The organism is Streptomyces sp. NPDC055815, from assembly GCF_053616475.1.
This window is the reverse complement of record NZ_JBSHDU010000004.1, coordinates 131,681-148,000: the sequence shown is the minus strand read 5'-3', so window position 1 is coordinate 148,000 and position 16,320 is coordinate 131,681. Positions and strand designations below refer to the sequence as shown.

At 72.5% G+C, this 16,320-nt stretch carries 11 protein-coding genes; 6 read left to right on the top strand and 5 right to left on the bottom strand.

Features of this window, described 5'->3' with window-relative positions:
* Window positions 1-175: 175 nt before the first annotated feature.
* Window positions 176-2,077: a translational GTPase TypA gene (typA, locus tag ACWGN5_RS04915; RefSeq protein WP_392150734.1), complete on the bottom strand. Its 1,902-nt coding sequence runs from the start codon at window positions 2,075-2,077 to the stop codon at window positions 176-178.
* Window positions 2,078-2,339: 262 nt separating this feature from the next.
* The gene (locus tag ACWGN5_RS04910) at window positions 2,340-4,739 is read right to left on the bottom strand and encodes an ABC transporter family substrate-binding protein (protein ID WP_453511337.1); all 2,400 of its coding nucleotides are present in this window, start codon (window positions 4,737-4,739) and stop codon (window positions 2,340-2,342) included.
* Between the two features lie 200 nt (window positions 4,740-4,939).
* On the opposite strand from ACWGN5_RS04910, the gene ACWGN5_RS04905 reads away from it, so the two are divergent.
* From ACWGN5_RS04905 to ACWGN5_RS04890, 4 genes are read left to right on the top strand one after another with little or no spacing between them, the layout of a single operon-like run.
* Window positions 4,940-5,167, top strand: a complete 228-nt coding sequence (locus ACWGN5_RS04905; protein WP_453511336.1) for a hypothetical protein — start codon at window positions 4,940-4,942, stop codon at window positions 5,165-5,167.
* A 24-nt stretch (window positions 5,168-5,191) separates the two neighbouring features.
* Window positions 5,192-6,013: a hypothetical protein gene (locus ACWGN5_RS04900; RefSeq protein ID WP_453511334.1), complete on the top strand. Its 822-nt coding sequence runs from the start codon at window positions 5,192-5,194 to the stop codon at window positions 6,011-6,013.
* Window positions 6,014-6,023: 10 nt separating this feature from the next.
* Window positions 6,024-7,913: a fumarate reductase/succinate dehydrogenase flavoprotein subunit gene (locus ACWGN5_RS04895; RefSeq protein WP_453511476.1), complete on the top strand. Its 1,890-nt coding sequence runs from the start codon at window positions 6,024-6,026 to the stop codon at window positions 7,911-7,913.
* Window positions 7,910-8,680 carry a succinate dehydrogenase/fumarate reductase iron-sulfur subunit gene (locus ACWGN5_RS04890; protein ID WP_453511333.1) on the top strand — a complete coding sequence of 257 codons (771 nt, stop codon included), beginning with the start codon at window positions 7,910-7,912 and terminating at the stop codon, window positions 8,678-8,680. The genes ACWGN5_RS04895 and ACWGN5_RS04890 overlap by 4 nt, the downstream gene beginning before the upstream one ends.
* 90 nt (window positions 8,681-8,770) lie before the next feature.
* Here the strand turns inward: ACWGN5_RS04890 and ACWGN5_RS04885 are convergent, their stop codons facing one another.
* On the bottom strand, window positions 8,771-9,547 hold the full coding sequence (locus ACWGN5_RS04885; RefSeq protein WP_453511331.1) for a transglutaminase domain-containing protein: 777 nt from the start codon (window positions 9,545-9,547) through the stop codon (window positions 8,771-8,773).
* 59 nt (window positions 9,548-9,606) lie between these two features.
* Window positions 9,607-10,632 (bottom strand): hypothetical protein, encoded by a 1,026-nt coding sequence (locus ACWGN5_RS04880; protein ID WP_453511329.1) that lies wholly within the window; start codon window positions 10,630-10,632, stop codon window positions 9,607-9,609.
* Window positions 10,633-10,793: 161 nt separating this feature from the next.
* On the opposite strand from ACWGN5_RS04880, the gene ACWGN5_RS04875 reads away from it, so the two are divergent.
* Both ACWGN5_RS04875 and ACWGN5_RS04870 read left to right on the top strand, forming a co-directional pair.
* Window positions 10,794-12,905 (top strand): TPM domain-containing protein, encoded by a 2,112-nt coding sequence (locus tag ACWGN5_RS04875; protein ID WP_453511328.1) that lies wholly within the window; start codon window positions 10,794-10,796, stop codon window positions 12,903-12,905.
* Between the two features lie 29 nt (window positions 12,906-12,934).
* Window positions 12,935-13,645: a PspA/IM30 family protein gene (locus tag ACWGN5_RS04870; protein WP_453511326.1), complete on the top strand. Its 711-nt coding sequence runs from the start codon at window positions 12,935-12,937 to the stop codon at window positions 13,643-13,645.
* Between the two features lie 23 nt (window positions 13,646-13,668).
* Here the strand turns inward: ACWGN5_RS04870 and ACWGN5_RS04865 are convergent, their stop codons facing one another.
* Complete coding sequence (locus tag ACWGN5_RS04865) at window positions 13,669-16,239, bottom strand: SpoIIE family protein phosphatase (protein ID WP_453511324.1); 2,571 nt, start codon at window positions 16,237-16,239, stop codon at window positions 13,669-13,671.
* Window positions 16,240-16,320 lie beyond the last annotated feature (81 nt).

The window sequence follows — 16,320 nt, the reverse complement described above, 5'->3', positions numbered from 1 at the left end:
CCGATATGCGGACACCTCGGCCCCGAAATGGAGTTGACGGGACTTGACGAAAAGCCCGGGCCCCCACAGCGTCTGTGGGGGCCCGGGCTCCGTTGCTGACGTCTCGTCAGCCGAGAGCGGCGAAGATCACAGGATCATGATCTACCCCGCCGTGCTCGGCCGTATGCGACCTTACTCAGCCGTTCTTGGCGCGGGAAGCGGAACGACCGCGCTCCTTCTGGTCCAGGACGACCTTGCGGATGCGCACGGCCTCCGGGGTGACCTCGACGCACTCGTCGTCGCGGCAGAACTCCAGGGACTGCTCCAGGGAGAGCTTCCGCGGCGGGACGATCGCCTCGAAGGAGTCGGCGGAGGAGGAGCGCATGTTGGTGAGCTTCTTCTCCTTGGTGATGTTCACGTCCATGTCGTCGGAGCGGGAGTTCTCGCCGACGATCATGCCCTCGTACACCTCGGTGCCGGGGTCGGTGAACAGGACGCCGCGCTCCTGGAGGTTGGTCATCGCGAAGGCGGTGACCGCACCGGCGCGGTCGGCGACCAGCGAGCCGTTGTTACGGGTCGTCAGCTGGCCGAACCACGGCTCGTGGCCCTCGTGGATCGAGTGGGCGATACCCGTACCGCGGGTGTTGGTGAGGAACTCCGTACGGAAGCCGATGAGGCCACGGGACGGAACGACGAACTCCATGCGGACCCAGCCGGAGCCGTGGTTCGACATGTTGTCCATGCGGCCCTTGCGGACACCCATGAGCTGCGTGACCGCGCCCATGTGCTCCTCGGGGACGTCGACCGTCAGGCGCTCGACGGGCTCGTGGATCTTGCCGTCGACCTCCTTGGTGACGACCTGCGGCTTGCCGATGGTGAGCTCGAAGCCCTCGCGGCGCATCTGCTCGACCAGGATGGCGAGCGCGAGCTCACCACGGCCCTGGACCTCCCAGGCGTCCGGGCGCTCGGTGTCGAGGACGCGGAGCGAGACGTTGCCGATGAGCTCGCGGTCCAGGCGGTCCTTCACCTGGCGGGCGGTGACCTTGCGGTCCTTGACCGCGGCCTTGGCGTCCGCGCCCTTGCCGGTGCCACCGCGGCCGACGAGCGGCGAGGTGTTGGTGCCGATGGTCATGGAGATGGCCGGCTGGTCGACCGTGATCAGCGGCAGCGCGATCGGGTTCTCCGGGTCGGCCAGGGTCTCGCCGATCATGATGTCCGGGATACCGGCGACGGCGCAGATGTCACCGGGGCCGGCGACCTCGGCCGGCTTGCGGGTGAGCGCCTCGGTCATCATCAGCTCGGTGATGCGGACGTTGGAGATCGTGCCGTCCCGCTTGATCCACGCGACCGTCTGGCCCTTGCGCAGCTCGCCCTGCTCGACGCGGAGCAGCGCGATGCGGCCGAGGAAGTTGTCGGCGTCCAGGTTGGTGACGTGGGCCTGGAGGGGGGCCTCCTCGTCGTACGCCGGGGCCGGGACGTGCTCCAGGATGGTGGAGAAGAACGGCTCGAGGTTCTCGGAGTCCTGCGGGACCGTGCCGTCCTCCGGCTTGGTCAGCGAGGCGATGCCGTCGCGGCCGCAGGCGTAGACGATCGGGAACTCGATCTGGTCCTCGTCGGCGTCCAGGTCGAGGAAGAGGTCGTAGGTCTCGTTGACGACCTCGTCGATCCGGGAGTCCGGGCGGTCCGTCTTGTTGATGCAGAGGATGACGGGCTTGCGCTGCTGGAGCGCCTTGCGCAGCACGAAGCGGGTCTGCGGGAGCGGACCCTCGGAGGCGTCCACCAGGAGGACGACGGCGTCGACCATCGACAGACCGCGCTCGACCTCGCCACCGAAGTCGGCGTGGCCGGGGGTGTCGATGATGTTGATCGTGATCGGGGCCCCGCCGTCCTTGGGGTGATACTTCACCGCCGTGTTCTTGGCGAGGATCGTGATGCCCTTCTCACGCTCCAGGTCGTTCGAGTCCATCATGCGGTCGTCGAGCTGCTGGTGGGCGGCGAAGGCACCGGCCTGCTTGAGCATGGCGTCGACGATGGTCGTCTTGCCATGGTCGACGTGGGCGACGATGGCGACGTTACGGATGTCGTGGCGCGTGGGCATGGGTGCTTGCGCTTCTCTCGGATCGTGGGATGCGGCGTCAGTTCCTCGTACGCCCGCCGGGCGGACGCGCCACGGCTATGTCCTATGGTACGGGGCTGCCGTGCAAGGGGCTTCCCCGGCTGGATCCGAGAGGGTCTACTGGGAGTTTTCAGGGTGTGGGGAACGTCATGCGGGCCGGGTCAAGGGGCCGACGCGATCCTGCCCGCCGGGGTCTCCGGCGGGCAAGGAACTTGAGCTGCTTCTGAGGTTGTGACCTGGGGTTTCAGTGGTTTCGCTGGGTACCCTTGGTCGTTTCGGGCTTCTTGAACCCGATGTCCTGGTACCGGGGAGCGGCGAGACCCCAGGCGCCGGCGTTCAGGAGATCGGCCCGGGCGGCGACGAGCTGCGGGCGCTGGTAGAGGGGGATGGAGCCGGCGGCGGCCCAGATCCGGGCGTCGGCCTGCCGCACCAGTTCGCGGGCCTCCTCCTCGTCGAGCGTCCCCGCCGCCTGGTCGAAGAGCTGGTCGATGCGGTCCGTGCCGACCCGGGAGTAGTTCTGCTCGACCAGGAGCGAGCCGTCCGAGGCGGGCTCGGGCTTGGCGAAGATCGGCCGGGCGTCGGTCGCCGGGAAGGCGGAGGCCGGCCAGGAGTAGAGGGCCAGGTCGTAGTCGCCGGAGGCCACGTGGTCCTTGAAGAAGCTGTCGTCGGAGACCTTGGTGACCTCGGTGCGGATCCCGACCGCGTCGAGCATCCGGACGATCCGGTCCCCGACCGCCCGCAGCGACTCGGAGCCGGGCCCGGACGGCAGGACGAAGCGGAGGCTGAGCGCCTTGCCGTCCTTGCCGAGGGCCTTGGCGGCCTCGGGGGCGGTCACGGGCGCGGCGGTGCCGCGCGGGGCGTAGGCCCCGGCGACGCCCTGGTCCGGCTTGGTGGCCGACTGGGCGGCGCGGGCGGCGCCGGAGCCGGTGTCGAGGGCCTCGGCGCGGGCGAGGAGCGCGGCGCTCTGGCGGGCGGCGGCGGAGCCCGGGGCGAGGACGTCGGTGCCGCCCTCGGGGCCGTTCGCCCCGATGGCGGGGGCGGGGGCCGCGCGGCGGTCGCCGGGCTTGTCGTCGCCGACGATGTAGAGGCCCTCGTCGGAGGCGGTGTCGCCCGCCCGCTTCTTGGCGTCGGTGGAGCCCTCGCCCTTCCCGGCCTTCTCGGCGGCCTTCTTCTCCGCCGCCTTCTTCTCGGCCTCCTTCTCCTCCGCCTCGCTGCCCGCCTTGGTGCCGGCGGGCTTGTGGAGCGCGCCGCCGGGGACCCAGCCCGCGTCGGCGAGGAGCGCCTGCGCCTCCTTGGTGTCCTGGCCGCCGAGCGCGTCGCTGCTGTCCGCGTACGCCGCCTGGCCGGCGAGGGCGAGGTGGCTGCCGGGGGGCTTCGCGGGGAGGCCGAGCGGCTTGAGGACGGATTCGGCGAGCTCCTGGCGGTCGATGGCGCGGGCCACCGCGCGCCGTACCCGCTCGTCGGCCAGCGGGCCGGACTCGCCGTTCAGCGAGAGCTGGGTGTAGGCGGGCTCCAGGGACTTGCGGACCACGTACTTCGCGAGGGCGTCCTGGGCGCTCGCGTACCGGGCGATCGCCTCCTGGTTCTCCTTGCGGGCGGCCTTGACCTCGGCCGCCTTCTCGTCGTCGGAGCCGTGGGCGAGGGCCCAGGACTTCAGGGCCTTGGCCGGGGTGATCGCGGAGCCGGGGCCGTGGGCGAGGGCGGCCTGGGCGCCGTTCCGTCCGGCGCGGGCGTCGCGCTGGGCGAGCGCGATCCGGTCGGCGACCGGCCGGTCGATCTCGGCCAGGTCGAGGTTGCCGGCGGCGAGGGCCTCGGCCCGGTCGGCCCGCGGGACGGCCTTGAGGACGACGCTGTCGAGCTTGGCCTGCTGGCCCCACCAGCGGGGGTTGCGGGCGAGGGTGACGCCGCCGCCCTTCCGGTCGACCGCCTTGAGCAGGAACGGTCCTGCAGTGGCCTTGAGGGTGGTGCGCGCCCCGTCGTTGAAGGAGTTCGGGGAGCCCATCACCTGCTTGGGGTAGAGGGGCGTGAAGAGGGACTGCCAGTCGGCGTAGGGCTTGGCGAAGGTGACCCGGACCTCCAGGTCGTCCTTGCCCCGCTCGATCTTCTCGATCCGCTCGTAGCCGGAGTTGCGGGCGGTCCAGTACGCGGTGTCGCGGCCGCTCAGCGCGCGCCACTGGGCCACGAAGTCGGCCGCCCCGATCTCGCGCCCGTCGCTCCAGACCGCCTGCTGGTTGAGCTTGTAGAGGACGACCTGCTTGGGCTCGGTCTCGACGACCTGCGCGGACTCCAGGTAGTCGGGGTTCAGCCTGGGGCGGCCCCGCTCGTCGAGGGTGTAGAGGGAGGGGAGCACGGCTCCGGCGATGCGCGCGGTGGTGCCGTCGGCGTCGGCCTGGAAGGCGTTGAGCGTGGTGGGCAGCGCGTCGACGGCCCAGCGGAGGGTGCCCCCGTCGGCGACCCGGTCGCGGGGCGCGGGCGCGTTGTCCTGGGCCGCCGCCGGGGTCTCGTCGGCCTCGTCGCCGGAGCTGCAGCCGGCGAGGACGGTGACGGCGAGGACCGCGCTGGTGAGGGTGGCGACGGAGCGGAGCGTGCGGGAGCGGGGGCTCCTGGAGCATGTCCTCCCGCGAGGGGCGCCGATCTGGGACATGACTTGTACCCCTTCGTCCAGATTTATTCCATTTGGAGATGATCAGACCTATTGCTCATACACTGAAAAGCACGGACCGGATGCGGCCACGGCGACACGGCGGCGCGACCGGCAAACCCCACTCGTGCGGCCCAACCGCTCGTGCACACGACTTCCCAAGCGGGATGTGACGCGCGACACTCACGAAGGTGAGGGCAACCATGTCCGTTCAGGACGATCTGGCGGCCGTCAAGCGCCGCTTGCAGGACCTGGAACACACCGTCGACGAGCTGGAACGCCGCGTCGGGGCGGAGCGGAGCGCGTCTCCCCCGCCGACCTCCGGCCGTGCGGAGAGCATGGTGACCATCCCCGACGCCCCGTACGACGCCGGGAAGTGGACCGACGTCGACGACGAGGGCCTGGGAGCACGCGACCGCCACGCGCCGTAGAGCCGTAGAGCCGAGGAGGCCCTGTTGGCCACAGGTACGGAACCCACCGGGCCGGCGACGGGGGTGCGCTCTCCGGGGCGCGCCTCCCTCGCCGCCCGCCATCTGAGGACCGACCGCTGGTGGCTCTCCCCCGCCGCCACCGCGGCGGGACTGCTCGCCTTCGTCGCGTACTCGACGTGGCGGGCCTTCGCGAACGCCGACTACTACGCCGCCCCCTACGTCTCCCCCTTCTACTCGCCCTGCCTCGCGGAGAACTGCGTCCCCATGCGGGGCGGGCCGAACTGGGAGCTCTTCGGCAGCTGGTGGGGGCTCTCCCCCGCCCTGCTGATCCTGGTCTTCCCGCTGGGCTTCCGGCTGACCTGCTACTACTACCGCAAGGCGTACTACCGGGGATTCTGGGCGTCTCCCCCGGCCTGCGCGGTGGCCGAACCCCATCGCACCTACACCGGCGAGACCCGCTTCCCGCTGATCCTCCAGAACGTCCACCGGTACTTCTTCTACGCGGCGGTGCCGGTCGCCGGGATCCTCACGTACGACACCGCGCTGACCTTCCGGGACGCCGACTACGCCTGGGGCCATGCCGGGCTCGGGACGCTGGTCTTCCTCGTCAACATCGTCCTCATCTGGGCGTACACCCTGTCCTGCCACTCCTGCCGGCACATCGTCGGCGGCCGCCTCCGGCACTTCTCGAAGCATCCCGTCCGCTACCGGCTGTGGACCTGGGTGGGGCGCCTGAACCGGCGTCACATGCAACTCGCCTGGGCGTCGCTGATCAGCGTCGCCGTCTGCGACCTGTACGTGTATCTGCTCGCCACCGGCGCCTTCGACGACCCGAGGTTCTTCTGACATGAGTCCTGTGAGCTCCGTGGAACGGCAGCGGTGGGACGTGGTCGTGGTCGGCGCGGGCGGCGCCGGGCTGCGGGCCGCGATCGAGGCGCGCCGGGCCGGCGCGCGCACCGCCGTCATCTGCAAGTCCCTCTTCGGCAAGGCGCACACGGTGATGGCCGAGGGCGGAATCGCCGCCTCCATGGCGAACGCCAACGAGCACGACGACTGGAAGACGCACTTCCGGGACACCATGCGCGGCGGGAAGTTCCTCAACCAGTGGCGGATGGCCGAGCTGCACGCCCAGGAGGCGCCCGAGCGGGTCTGGGAGCTGGAGACCTGGGGCGCGCTCTTCGACCGCACGGCGGACGGCCGGATCTCCCAGCGCAACTTCGGCGGCCACGAGTACCCGCGGCTCGCGCACGTCGGCGACCGCACCGGGCTCGAACTGCTGCGGACCCTCCAGCAGAAGGTGGTCGGACTCCAGCAGGAGGACCACCGGGAGACCGGCGACCACGAGGCGCGCCTGAAGGTCTTCCAGGAGTTCACCGTCACCCGGATCCTCAAGGACGGGTCGGGGAACGTCGCCGGGGTCTTCTGTTACGAGCGGGAGAGCGGGCGCTTCCTCGTCCTGGAGGCGCCCGCGGTCGTCCTGGCGACCGGCGGCATCGGCAAGTCGTTCAAGGTGACCTCGAACTCCTGGGAGTACACGGGCGACGGCCACGCCCTCGCCCTGCTGGCCGGGGCGCCGCTGGTGAACATGGAGTTCGTGCAGTTCCACCCGACCGGCATGGTCTGGCCGCCTTCGGTGAAGGGGATCCTCGTCACCGAGTCCGTCCGCGGCGACGGCGGGGTGCTGCGGAACTCCGAGGGCAAGCGGTTCATGTTCGACTACGTCCCCGACGTCTTCAAGGAGAAGTACGCCGAGTCGGAGGAGGAGGGCGACCGCTGGTACGAGGACCCCGAGCACAACCGGCGCCCGCCCGAGCTGCTGCCGCGCGACGAGGTGGCGCGGGCCATCAACGCCGAGGTGAAGGCGGGGCGCGGCTCCCCGCACGGCGGGGTGTTCCTCGACGTGTCGACCCGGATGCCGGCGGAGACGATCCGGCGCCGGCTGCCGTCGATGTACCACCAGTTCAAGGAGCTGGCGGACGTCGACATCACGGCCGAGGCGATGGAGGTCGGGCCGACCTGCCACTACGTGATGGGCGGGGTCGCCGTCGACTCGGAGACGGCCGCCACGGTCGGGGTGCCCGGTCTCTTCGCGGCCGGCGAGGTCGCGGGCGGCATGCACGGCTCCAACCGGCTCGGCGGGAACTCCCTCTCCGACCTGCTGGTCTTCGGGCGCCGGGCCGGGCTGCACGCGGCGGAGTACGCGGCGGGGGCCACGCCCGCCGAGGTCGGCGAGGAGGCGGTGGCGGCGGCCAGGACGGAGGCGCTGGCCCCGTTCGATCCCGCTGACGGCACCGGGCCCGCGGAGAACCCGTACACCCTCCACCAGGAGCTCCAGCAGACGATGAACGACCTCGTCGGGATCATCCGGCGGGAGGGCGAGATGGCCGAGGCCCTGGAGCGGATCGCCGCGCTGCGGGAGCGGGCCGGGCGGATCGGGGTCGAGGGGCACCGGCAGTTCAACCCCGGCTGGCACCTCGCGCTCGACCTGCGGAACATGCTCCTGGTCAGCGAGTGCGTGGCCCGCGCCGCCCTGGAGCGCACCGAGTCCCGGGGCGGGCACACCCGCGAGGACCGGCCGGCGATGGAGCGGTCGTGGCGCCCGGTGAACCTGCTGTGCCGGGCCTCCGGAGGGGGCGGGATCGCGCTGGAGCGGGTGCGGACCGAGCCGATCAGGCCGGATCTGCTGGCCCTCTTCGAGAAGGAGGAGCTGGCGAAGTACCTGGCGGAGGAGGAGCTGGACGCATGAGCACGTATCAGGCCCACTTCCGGATCTGGCGGGGCGACGCCGGCGGCGGGGAGCTGACCGACTACACCGTCGAGGTGCACGACGGCGAGGTCGTCCTCGACATCGTCCACCGGCTCCAGGCCACCCAGACCCCCGACCTGGCCGTGCGCTGGAACTGCAAGGCGGGCAAGTGCGGGTCGTGCTCGGCCGAGATCAACGGCCGGCCCCGGCTGATGTGCATGACCCGGATGTCGGTCTTCGCGCGGGACGAGGTCGTCACGGTGACGCCCATGCGGGCCTTCCCCGTCGTCCGCGACCTGGTCACGGACGTCTCCTTCAACTACACGAAGGCCCGGGAGATCCCGGCGTTCATCCCGCCCGCCGGGCTCGCGCCCGGCGAGTACCGGATGAAGCAGGAGGACGTGGACCGCTCGCAGGAGTTCAGGAAGTGCATCGAGTGCTTCCTGTGCCAGGACACCTGCCATGTGGTGCGCGACCACGAGGAGAACAAGGAGGCCTTCGCCGGGCCCCGCTTCCTGATGCGGGTCGCGGAGCTCGACATGCACCCCCTGGACGCGGCCGAGGAGGCCGGGCTCGACCGGCGGCGGACCGCGCAGGAGGAGCACGGCCTCGGCTACTGCAACATCACCAAGTGCTGCACGGAGGTCTGCCCGGAGTCCATCCGGATCACCGACAACGCCCTGATCCCGCTGAAGGAGCGGGTCGTGGACCGGAAGTACGACCCGCTGGTCTGGCTCGGGAACACGATCAGGCGGCGGAAGACCTGAGGGCCGGGGCCCGGCTTCAGGCCGCCGCGCCCGCCCGTCCTCAGGCCGCCGCGCCCGTCCTCAGGCCGCCGTGCCCGCGTCCGCCCGTCCTCAGGCTGCCGTGCCCGCGTCCGCCGCCGCGCCCGCGCTCCAGCGGCCGAGGACCGGCTCGGCCAGGGTGCGGGCGGTGCGGCACAGGGTCTGCCCGTGGAGGTCGAACAGCTCGTCGCGCGAGGAGAAGCGGCCCAGGTCCGTCCGGAGGTGGGCGGACAGGTCGCAGGGGGCCGAGCCGGCGCACGCCGCGGGCGCGTCCCAGTCGACGGTGGTCCGGGCGACGGCCTCGAAGAGGGTCTCCGCACCGGAGTTGGAGAATCCGCCGCCGTGCCCGTCGGCGGGCTCCAGGCCCGTGAACAGCTCCGCGATCGGGACCCAGACGTCGTCCAGCAGGAACTCCGGCCAGGCCAGCAGGACCTCCTCCGGGACGAACGCGCGGAGCTTCGGGAACCTCGGGTACCAGAAGGTGCCGTCGACGAGCAGGCCGCGCACCCGGGTCGGCACGCCGAGGGACCGGGCCACCGCCTCCAGGACCGCCATCCGCTGGCTGCACGAGCCGCGGCCGAGGCGCAGCGTGCGCGACACCCGGCGCCGGTCCTCCACGGAGTACACGGGCCGCACGGCGGTGACGAGGATGCCGTGCGCCACCTGGAGCCGGGCGCGGTCGGTGACCGCTCCCCGCTCCTGGGCCTCGCGCCGCACCCGGGCCGTCAGCGCGGTCACGAGCGGGTGCTCCAGGTCCAGGATCGCGGTGGCCATGGTGGACCCGGGGACCTCCCCCGCGGGCGCTTCGGGGTCACGCGTGCGGACGGGCATCAGCAGACGGCTGGTCATGGCGTACTCCCCCTCGGTGACGGCGCTGCTCCGGCCGTCCGGGGTCATCCTGCACCACGTCAGAGCCAGCCCGCGCGGTAGGCCGCCCAGTCCCCCTCCTCGGCCGCGAAGTCGACGTACAGCGCGAGGCCGAAGCGCTCGCGGCCGGGATCGGTGCGGCCGAGGCCGAGGCGCGCGCCCTTGACGGCGGCGGCGACCGTCTCCGCGTCCTCGTGGTGGCCGAGGTCGTCCTCGTGGAAAAAGGGGAGGCCCATCAGCAGGTCCGTGGTCTCGGGCGTCACTTCGAGGGCGAGGGCCGTCTGCTGGGCGACGTACCCGCCGTAGAGGCCCTCCAGCGGCATCCAGGTGTCGTACGACATGACGGCTATCTGGTCGACGCGCCGGGCGACCTCCCCGAAGAACTCCTGCGACCACCACTTCTCGCTGCCGTTGGAGCTGACCGCGCCCAGGACCGAGTGGGCGCCCGGCAGCGGGTCGATCTGGTGGGCGGCGACCGAGAGCGGGACCTTGCGGGCCCTGGTCAGCTCCCCGAGGCCGTCGAGGAGGGTGAGGTAGTCCCGGTCGTCGGAGTGCAGCGGCTCCAGGTCGAAGTGGACGCCGTCGAAGCCGGCGTCCAGGATCTGCCGGGCGGAACCGACGACGGCCCGGCGTGACCCGGCGTCCTCCAGGCGGAGCCCCACGGGCCCCTCGCTGGCCAGGACGTCCCCGAGCCAGGCCTGGACCCGTATCCCGGGCATCGTGCGGTGCACGCCGTCGATCAGCCACTTGGCGCGGGGGTACCTGGCGGCCGGCAGGGTGCCGTCGTGCTCCAGGGGCCCGGCGTGCACGTACAGGTCGCGTATCCCGCTGTCCTTGAGGCGCGCGGCGAGGGCCGCGAGGTCGGCGTCCTTCTTCCGTCCGTCGACCCAGGCGTGCCCGATCCAGAAGGCGTCCTTGCCGCGGGTCCTCGCGTCGTCCCTGAGGTCGCCCATGAAGCTGACGCGCAGGGCCAGGGCTCCGAAGAGCGGGGGCACCACGAGCAGGAGGACGAGACCGAGGACCCACCAGCGCCCCCGCCGCCACACACGCCTCAGCCGTCCGTCCACCCGAGCCCCCCAAGAGCCGTCGCGTCACTGGAACCACCGTAGCGGCGGCTACTGACAGTGACGCTCGGGCGAGGGAAACGGTTTCCGGTGACCATGCCTGGACCTTTTCGGCGCCCTGGGTCCGGTCGCGAGTGGACATACGCGGACATAATCTCCCCTTTGTGACGCGAATAGCCACCCGAGCCCTTCACGCGGTGCTGGTGGCGGCGTGGTGGCTCCTCGTGCCCGCCGTACACGGTGCCCACGCCGACGACCCCGTCGTCCTGTCCCGGGACGGGCAGATCACCGACCGGGTGGGTGCCCTCGGCGACCGCCGCGCCACCGTGGTCCAGGCCCTCGACCGGCTCTACGAGGACCGGCGCGTCCAGCTCTTCGTCGTCTACGTACGGGACTTCTCCGGGCGCCCGGGCCAGGACTGGGCCGACGCCACCGCGGAACGCAACCACCTCGGGGTCGACGACCTCCTGCTCGCCGTCGCGACCCACGACCGGCAGTACGGCTACTCCGCCGACCCCGGCTCCCGCTTCACGCAGGCCCAGCTCGACGACGTCGCCAGGACCGCGATCGAACCCGCCCTCCGGCAGAACGACTGGGCCGGCGCCGCCGTCGGCGCGGCGAACGGCTACGCCGCCGTCCTCGCCGGGCAGCCCGTCCCCGCCCCGGCGATCACCCCCGGCCCCGCCGATCCCGGCGCCCCGGCCGACGACGGCAGCTCCGCCACCGACCTCGTCCTGCCCCTGGTGCTCGTCGGCGGCGCGGGGGCCGTGGCGGCCTACGCGTACACCACACGGCGGCGCCGCGCCGAGACCCGCACCACGCCGCGGGGCGGGCAGGGGTGGGGCCCGCCGAAGGAGACCGCGCCGCCGTCCCTGGCCGAGCTCGACGGGGAGGCCCGCCGGACGCTGGTCGCCACCGACGACGCCGTCCGCACCAGCCAGGAGGAACTCGGCTTCGCGTCCGCCCAGTTCGGCGAGGAGGCGGCGCGCCCCTTCACCGAGGCGGTCGACTTCGCCGAGGAGCAGCTGACGGCCTCGTTCCGGCTGCGGCAGAAGCTCGACGACTCCTTTCCCGAGGACGACTCCACCCGCCGGAGCATGCTGGAGGAGATCCTCCGCCGCTGCGCCGAGGCGAACGCGCGTCTCGACGCCGAGACGGAGGACTTCGACCGGCTCCGGGCCCTGGAGCGCACGGCCCCGGAGGCGCTGACCGGGGTGGAGGCGGCCTTCCGGGAGCAGACCGGGCGGATCGGGACGGCCGAGGCGGCGCTGACCGCTATGCGCGAGCGGTACGCCGAGTCGGCGGTCGCGCCGGTCGCCGGCGACGTCGAGCAGGCGAAGGACCGGCTCGTCTTCGCGACGACCCACGTCAACCAGGCGCGGCAGCAGATCGACTCCGGTGACAACGGCGGGGCCGCCGTGCACATCCGGGCCGCGGAGGGCGCGGTCGACCAGGCGGCGCGGCTGGTCGAGGCGGTGGACCGGCGGGCGCGGGAGCTGGCCGAGGCCGAGGGGAGGCTGACGGCCGCGCTCGCGGAGTCGGACGCGGACGTGGCGGAGGCCCGCGGGCTGTTGAAGGGGACCGCGGAAGGGGTGTCGACGGCCGATCTCCAGGGGCGGATCGCCCGTGCCGAGTCGGTGGCCGCCGAGGTGCGGCGTCGGGTGGACGCCGGCCGGTACGACCCGATCGACGGCCTGCGCCGGGTCGAGGAGGCCGACGCGGCGCTCGACGAGACGCTGGAGGGCGCGCGGGAGCGCGAGTCGGGTGCGCGGCGCGCCCTCGCGCTCCTCGACCAGGTGATGCTGACGGCCCGTTCGACGATCGGGGCGGCCTCCGACTACATCACCACGCACCGGGGCGCGGTGGGCAGCGAGGCCCGTACGCGCCTGGCCGAGGCCCGGCGCCGCTGGGAGAAGGCGCGGACGCTGGCGGCGGCGGACGACCCGCAGACGGCGCTGGTGGAGGCGCAGCGGGCGGACGAGCTGGCGCGGCGCGCCCAGGACCTCGCCGAGCAGGACGTCCGCACCTATGGGAACCCGAACGGCCTGGGCGGTGTAACAGGGGTGGGAGGAAGCGGTGGCGGCGGGCTCGGCGGTGCGGTGCTCGGCGGCATCATCCTCGGCGGACTGTTCGGTGGTGGACGGGGAGGCGGACATGGGGGGTTCGGTGGAGGTTCGGGTGGCGGGGGTCTCGGGGGCGGTGGTTTCGGCGGCGGGCCCGGCAGCTTCGGCGGCACCGGCACGCGCGGCCGGCTGGGCGGCGGGGGCCGTTTCTGAGTTCCACGCGATCTCCAGGGAGTACAGCCATGAGCAGCAAGCAGACGATCCTCGGCCGGGTCACCCAGCTGGCGAAGGCGAACATCAACGCCCTCCTCGACCAGGCGGAGGATCCGCAGAAGATGCTGGACCAGCTGATCCGCGACTACACGAACAACATCGCGGAGGCGGAGGAGGCGGTGGCGGCGACCATCGGCAACCTCCGCCTGATGGAGCAGGACCATCAGGAGGACGTGGACGCGGCGGAGGAGTGGGGCGGCAAGGCGCTCGCCGCGAGCAGGAAGGGCGACGAGCTGCGGGCCGGCGGGCGGACGGCGGAAGCGGACCGCTTCGACAACCTGGCGAAGGTGGCGCTGGGGCGCCAGCTGCAGTCGGAGAAGGAGGCGAAGACCGCCGAGCCGACGATCGCCGCCCAGACCGAGGTCGTGCAGAAGCTCAGGACCGGCCTCGACCAGATGAAGGCCAAGCTCGGCGAGCTGCGGGCCAAGCGCGACGAGCTGGTGGCCCGCGCCACGTCGGCCCAGGCGCAGAACCGGATGATGGACGCCTTGCGGAGCGTCGACGTGCTCGATCCGGCCGGCGAGCTGAGCCGCTTCGAGGACAAGGTGCGCCGCGAGGAGGCGAAGGCCCTGGGCAGGCAGGAGCTCGCCGCCTCCTCGCTGGACGCCCAGTTCGAGCAGCTGGACGCGCTCGGCGACAGCGCCGAGATCGAGGCCCGGCTGGCCGCGCTCAAGGCCTGATCCGGCGGCTCCTGAGGTGCCTGTCAGAACATGCTGAGGAGCTGCTCCACCGTGGGCTCCGCCGCCCCCTCGCCGTCCGGAAGGGCCAGTTCGAACCAGACGGTCTTGCCGCGCGGGGTGCGGCGGGAGCCCCAGGAGGAGGAGAGCAGTCCGACGAGCTGGAGGCCGCGGCCGCCCTCGTCGGTGTCCCGGGCCCTGCGGCGGCGCGGCTGGACCAGGCCGGCGTCCCAGACCTCGCAGACGAGGGTGCGGTCGCGGAGCAGGCGGAGCCGGATCTCCCCCTCGCCGTAGCGCAGGGCGTTGGTGACGAGTTCGCTGACGAGGAGTTCGACGGTGTCGACGAGCGGTTCGAGGTCCCAGGCCGCGAGCTGGGTGCGGGCGAGTTCGCGGGCCCGGCCGACCGAGCGGGGTTCCCTGGGGAGCCGCCAGTCGCCGACCGCCTCGCTGGGCAGGCCCTGGATCCTGGCCATGAGGAGGGCGATGTCGTCCTCTCCGTGGCCGGTGTTCAGGGTGGTGAGGACCCGGTCGCAGACGTCCTCCAGGGGGCGGGCAGGGTCGGTGAGGGCGCGCCGGAAGGCCTGGAGGCCCTCGTCGAGGGGGTGGTCGCGGGATTCGACGAGCCCGTCGGTGTAGAGGGCGAGGAGGGCGCCCTCGGGCACTTCGACCTCGACCTCCTCGAAGGGTTCCCCGCCGACGCCGAGCGGCATCCCGGGGGGTACGTCGAGGAGCATGGCCTCCTCGCCGGGTTCGACGAGCACCGGCGGGAGGTGCCCGGCGTTGGCGAAGGTGCAGCGGCGGGTGACCGGGTCGTAGACGGCGTAGACGCAGGTGGCGAGGTAGACCTCGGAGAGTTCGGGGCCCCGGTTCTTGTGGGTGCGGGACTGCTGTGCGCCGATGGGGGCGCCCAGGCCGCGGGCGATCTCGTCGAGGTGGGAGAGGACCTCGGCCGGCTCCAGGTCGAGCTGGGCGAGGGTGCGGACGGCGGTGCGGAGTTCGCCCATGGCGACGGCGGCGCGCAGGCCGCGGCCCATGACGTCGCCGATGACGAGGGCGGTGCGGTGGCCGGGGAGTTCGATGACGTCGAACCAGTCGCCGCCGACCTCGGTGGCGGCAGTGCCGGGGAGGTAGCGGCAGGCGATGTCGAGTCCGGCGGCCTCGGGGTCGCCGGGCGGGAGCAGGCTGCGCTGGAGGATGAGGGCCCGCTCGTGCTCGCGGCGGTAGAGGCGCGCGTTGTCGATGCAGACGGCGGCGCGGGCGGCGAGTTCGACGGCGAGGGCCCGGTCGCGCTCCCCGAAGGGCTCGCTGCCCTTGGTGCGGGAGAACTGGACGAGGCCGACGACGGTGTCGTGGGCGGTCATCGGGACGACCAGGGTGGACTGGACGAGGTCTCCGTCGGAGCCGGGGACCGTGCGGACGCGTCCGGTGCGCAGGGCTCCGGCGCAGGGCGAGTTGAAGGGGTAGCGGTGGACGGCGCCGACCTCGATGGGGACGGGTCCGCAACAGCCGCTGCCCGGGCCGTGGCCCTCGTCGGTTCTGAGGGGGGTGTCGGAGACGGCGCTGGCGAAGGCGACCCTGCGGAGTTCGGCGCTGCCCGCTCCGTAGCCGACGTCGTGGGAGTTCCCCCAGCGGCCGGGCGGTGCCTCGTCGCCGGTGAGGAGGCCCTGGTAGAGGTCGACGGAGGCGAGGTCGCAGAAGCCGGGGACGGCGACGTCGAGGAGCTCGCGCGCGGTGGCCTCCAGGTCGAGGGAGTTGCCGATGCGGGCACCGGCCTCGTTGAGGAGGGCGAGGTTGCGCCGGGCGCTGGCGGCTTCCCTGGCGGCGTTGTGGCGGCGGGTGACGTCGATGCCGAGCCCGGCGACGCCGATCGGCCGGCCGGAGCCGCTGTGGACGCGGTAGAGGTTGATGGACCAGTGGCGGCGGTCCCGGGCGCCGGGGGCGGCGCCGACGATCTGGAAGTCGGTGACGGACTCGCCGGTCTCCAGGACCCGCTGGAGGGCGGTGGTCATCCGGTCGGCCTCGGCGGGGTTGAGGTAGTCGTGGACGGTCCGGCCGCGGTGGTCCTCGGCCTGGCCGCCGAAGACGGTGGCGAAGCGCCGGTTGGCCCGCTTCACGGTGAGGTCGGTGCCGAAGAGGAGGAAGCCGAAGGGGGATTGGCCGAATATCGCCTGGGAAGCGGCGAGGTCGGTCTCGATGCGGCGGAGGGCGCGCACATCGACGACGATGCAGAGCGCGGCCCTCTCCCCGGTCTGGGTCTCGCTCGGCATGACGTACATCTCGGCGATGCCCCGGGGCCGGTCCTCGCCGGGCATGCGGAACGGGACGAGGCCCGTCCACTCCTTGCCGTCGAGGATCTCCTTGACCCTCCGGTGGCCGCGCTCGCGCAGGTCGGCGGGCATGAAGGCCTCGACGGGGTCCTTGCCCCTGGCCTCCTCGGCGGTCACCCCGAACAGGTCCACGGCCCGTCGGCTCCACTGCTCGACGAGGCCGTCGGGCCCGATCGAGAAGGACGCCACCCGGATGTAGTCATAGATGGAGCCGGGCGGGCTGCTCTGCCACACGACGCCGCCGCTCGCCGTCTCAGGTATCTCGCTCACGCGACCGTCCCCTCCAGCTCACCGCACCGGACCGGCCATGCCCGCAGTATTCAATACGGCAGGCCCCGACGGCACGACGTT

Excerpts from the sequence above, each read along its gene's own strand:
- typA (WP_392150734.1), bottom strand. The coding sequence starts at position 2,077 with ATGCCCACGCGCCACGACATCCGTAACGTCGCCATCGTCGCCCACGTC.
- ACWGN5_RS04910 (WP_453511337.1), bottom strand. The coding sequence starts at position 4,739 with ATGTCCCAGATCGGCGCCCCTCGCGGGAGGACATGCTCCAGGAGCCCC.
- ACWGN5_RS04905 (WP_453511336.1), top strand. The coding sequence starts at position 4,940 with ATGTCCGTTCAGGACGATCTGGCGGCCGTCAAGCGCCGCTTGCAGGAC.
- ACWGN5_RS04890 (WP_453511333.1), top strand. The coding sequence starts at position 7,910 with ATGAGCACGTATCAGGCCCACTTCCGGATCTGGCGGGGCGACGCCGGC.
- ACWGN5_RS04885 (WP_453511331.1), bottom strand. The coding sequence starts at position 9,547 with ATGACCAGCCGTCTGCTGATGCCCGTCCGCACGCGTGACCCCGAAGCG.
- ACWGN5_RS04870 (WP_453511326.1), top strand. The coding sequence starts at position 12,935 with ATGAGCAGCAAGCAGACGATCCTCGGCCGGGTCACCCAGCTGGCGAAG.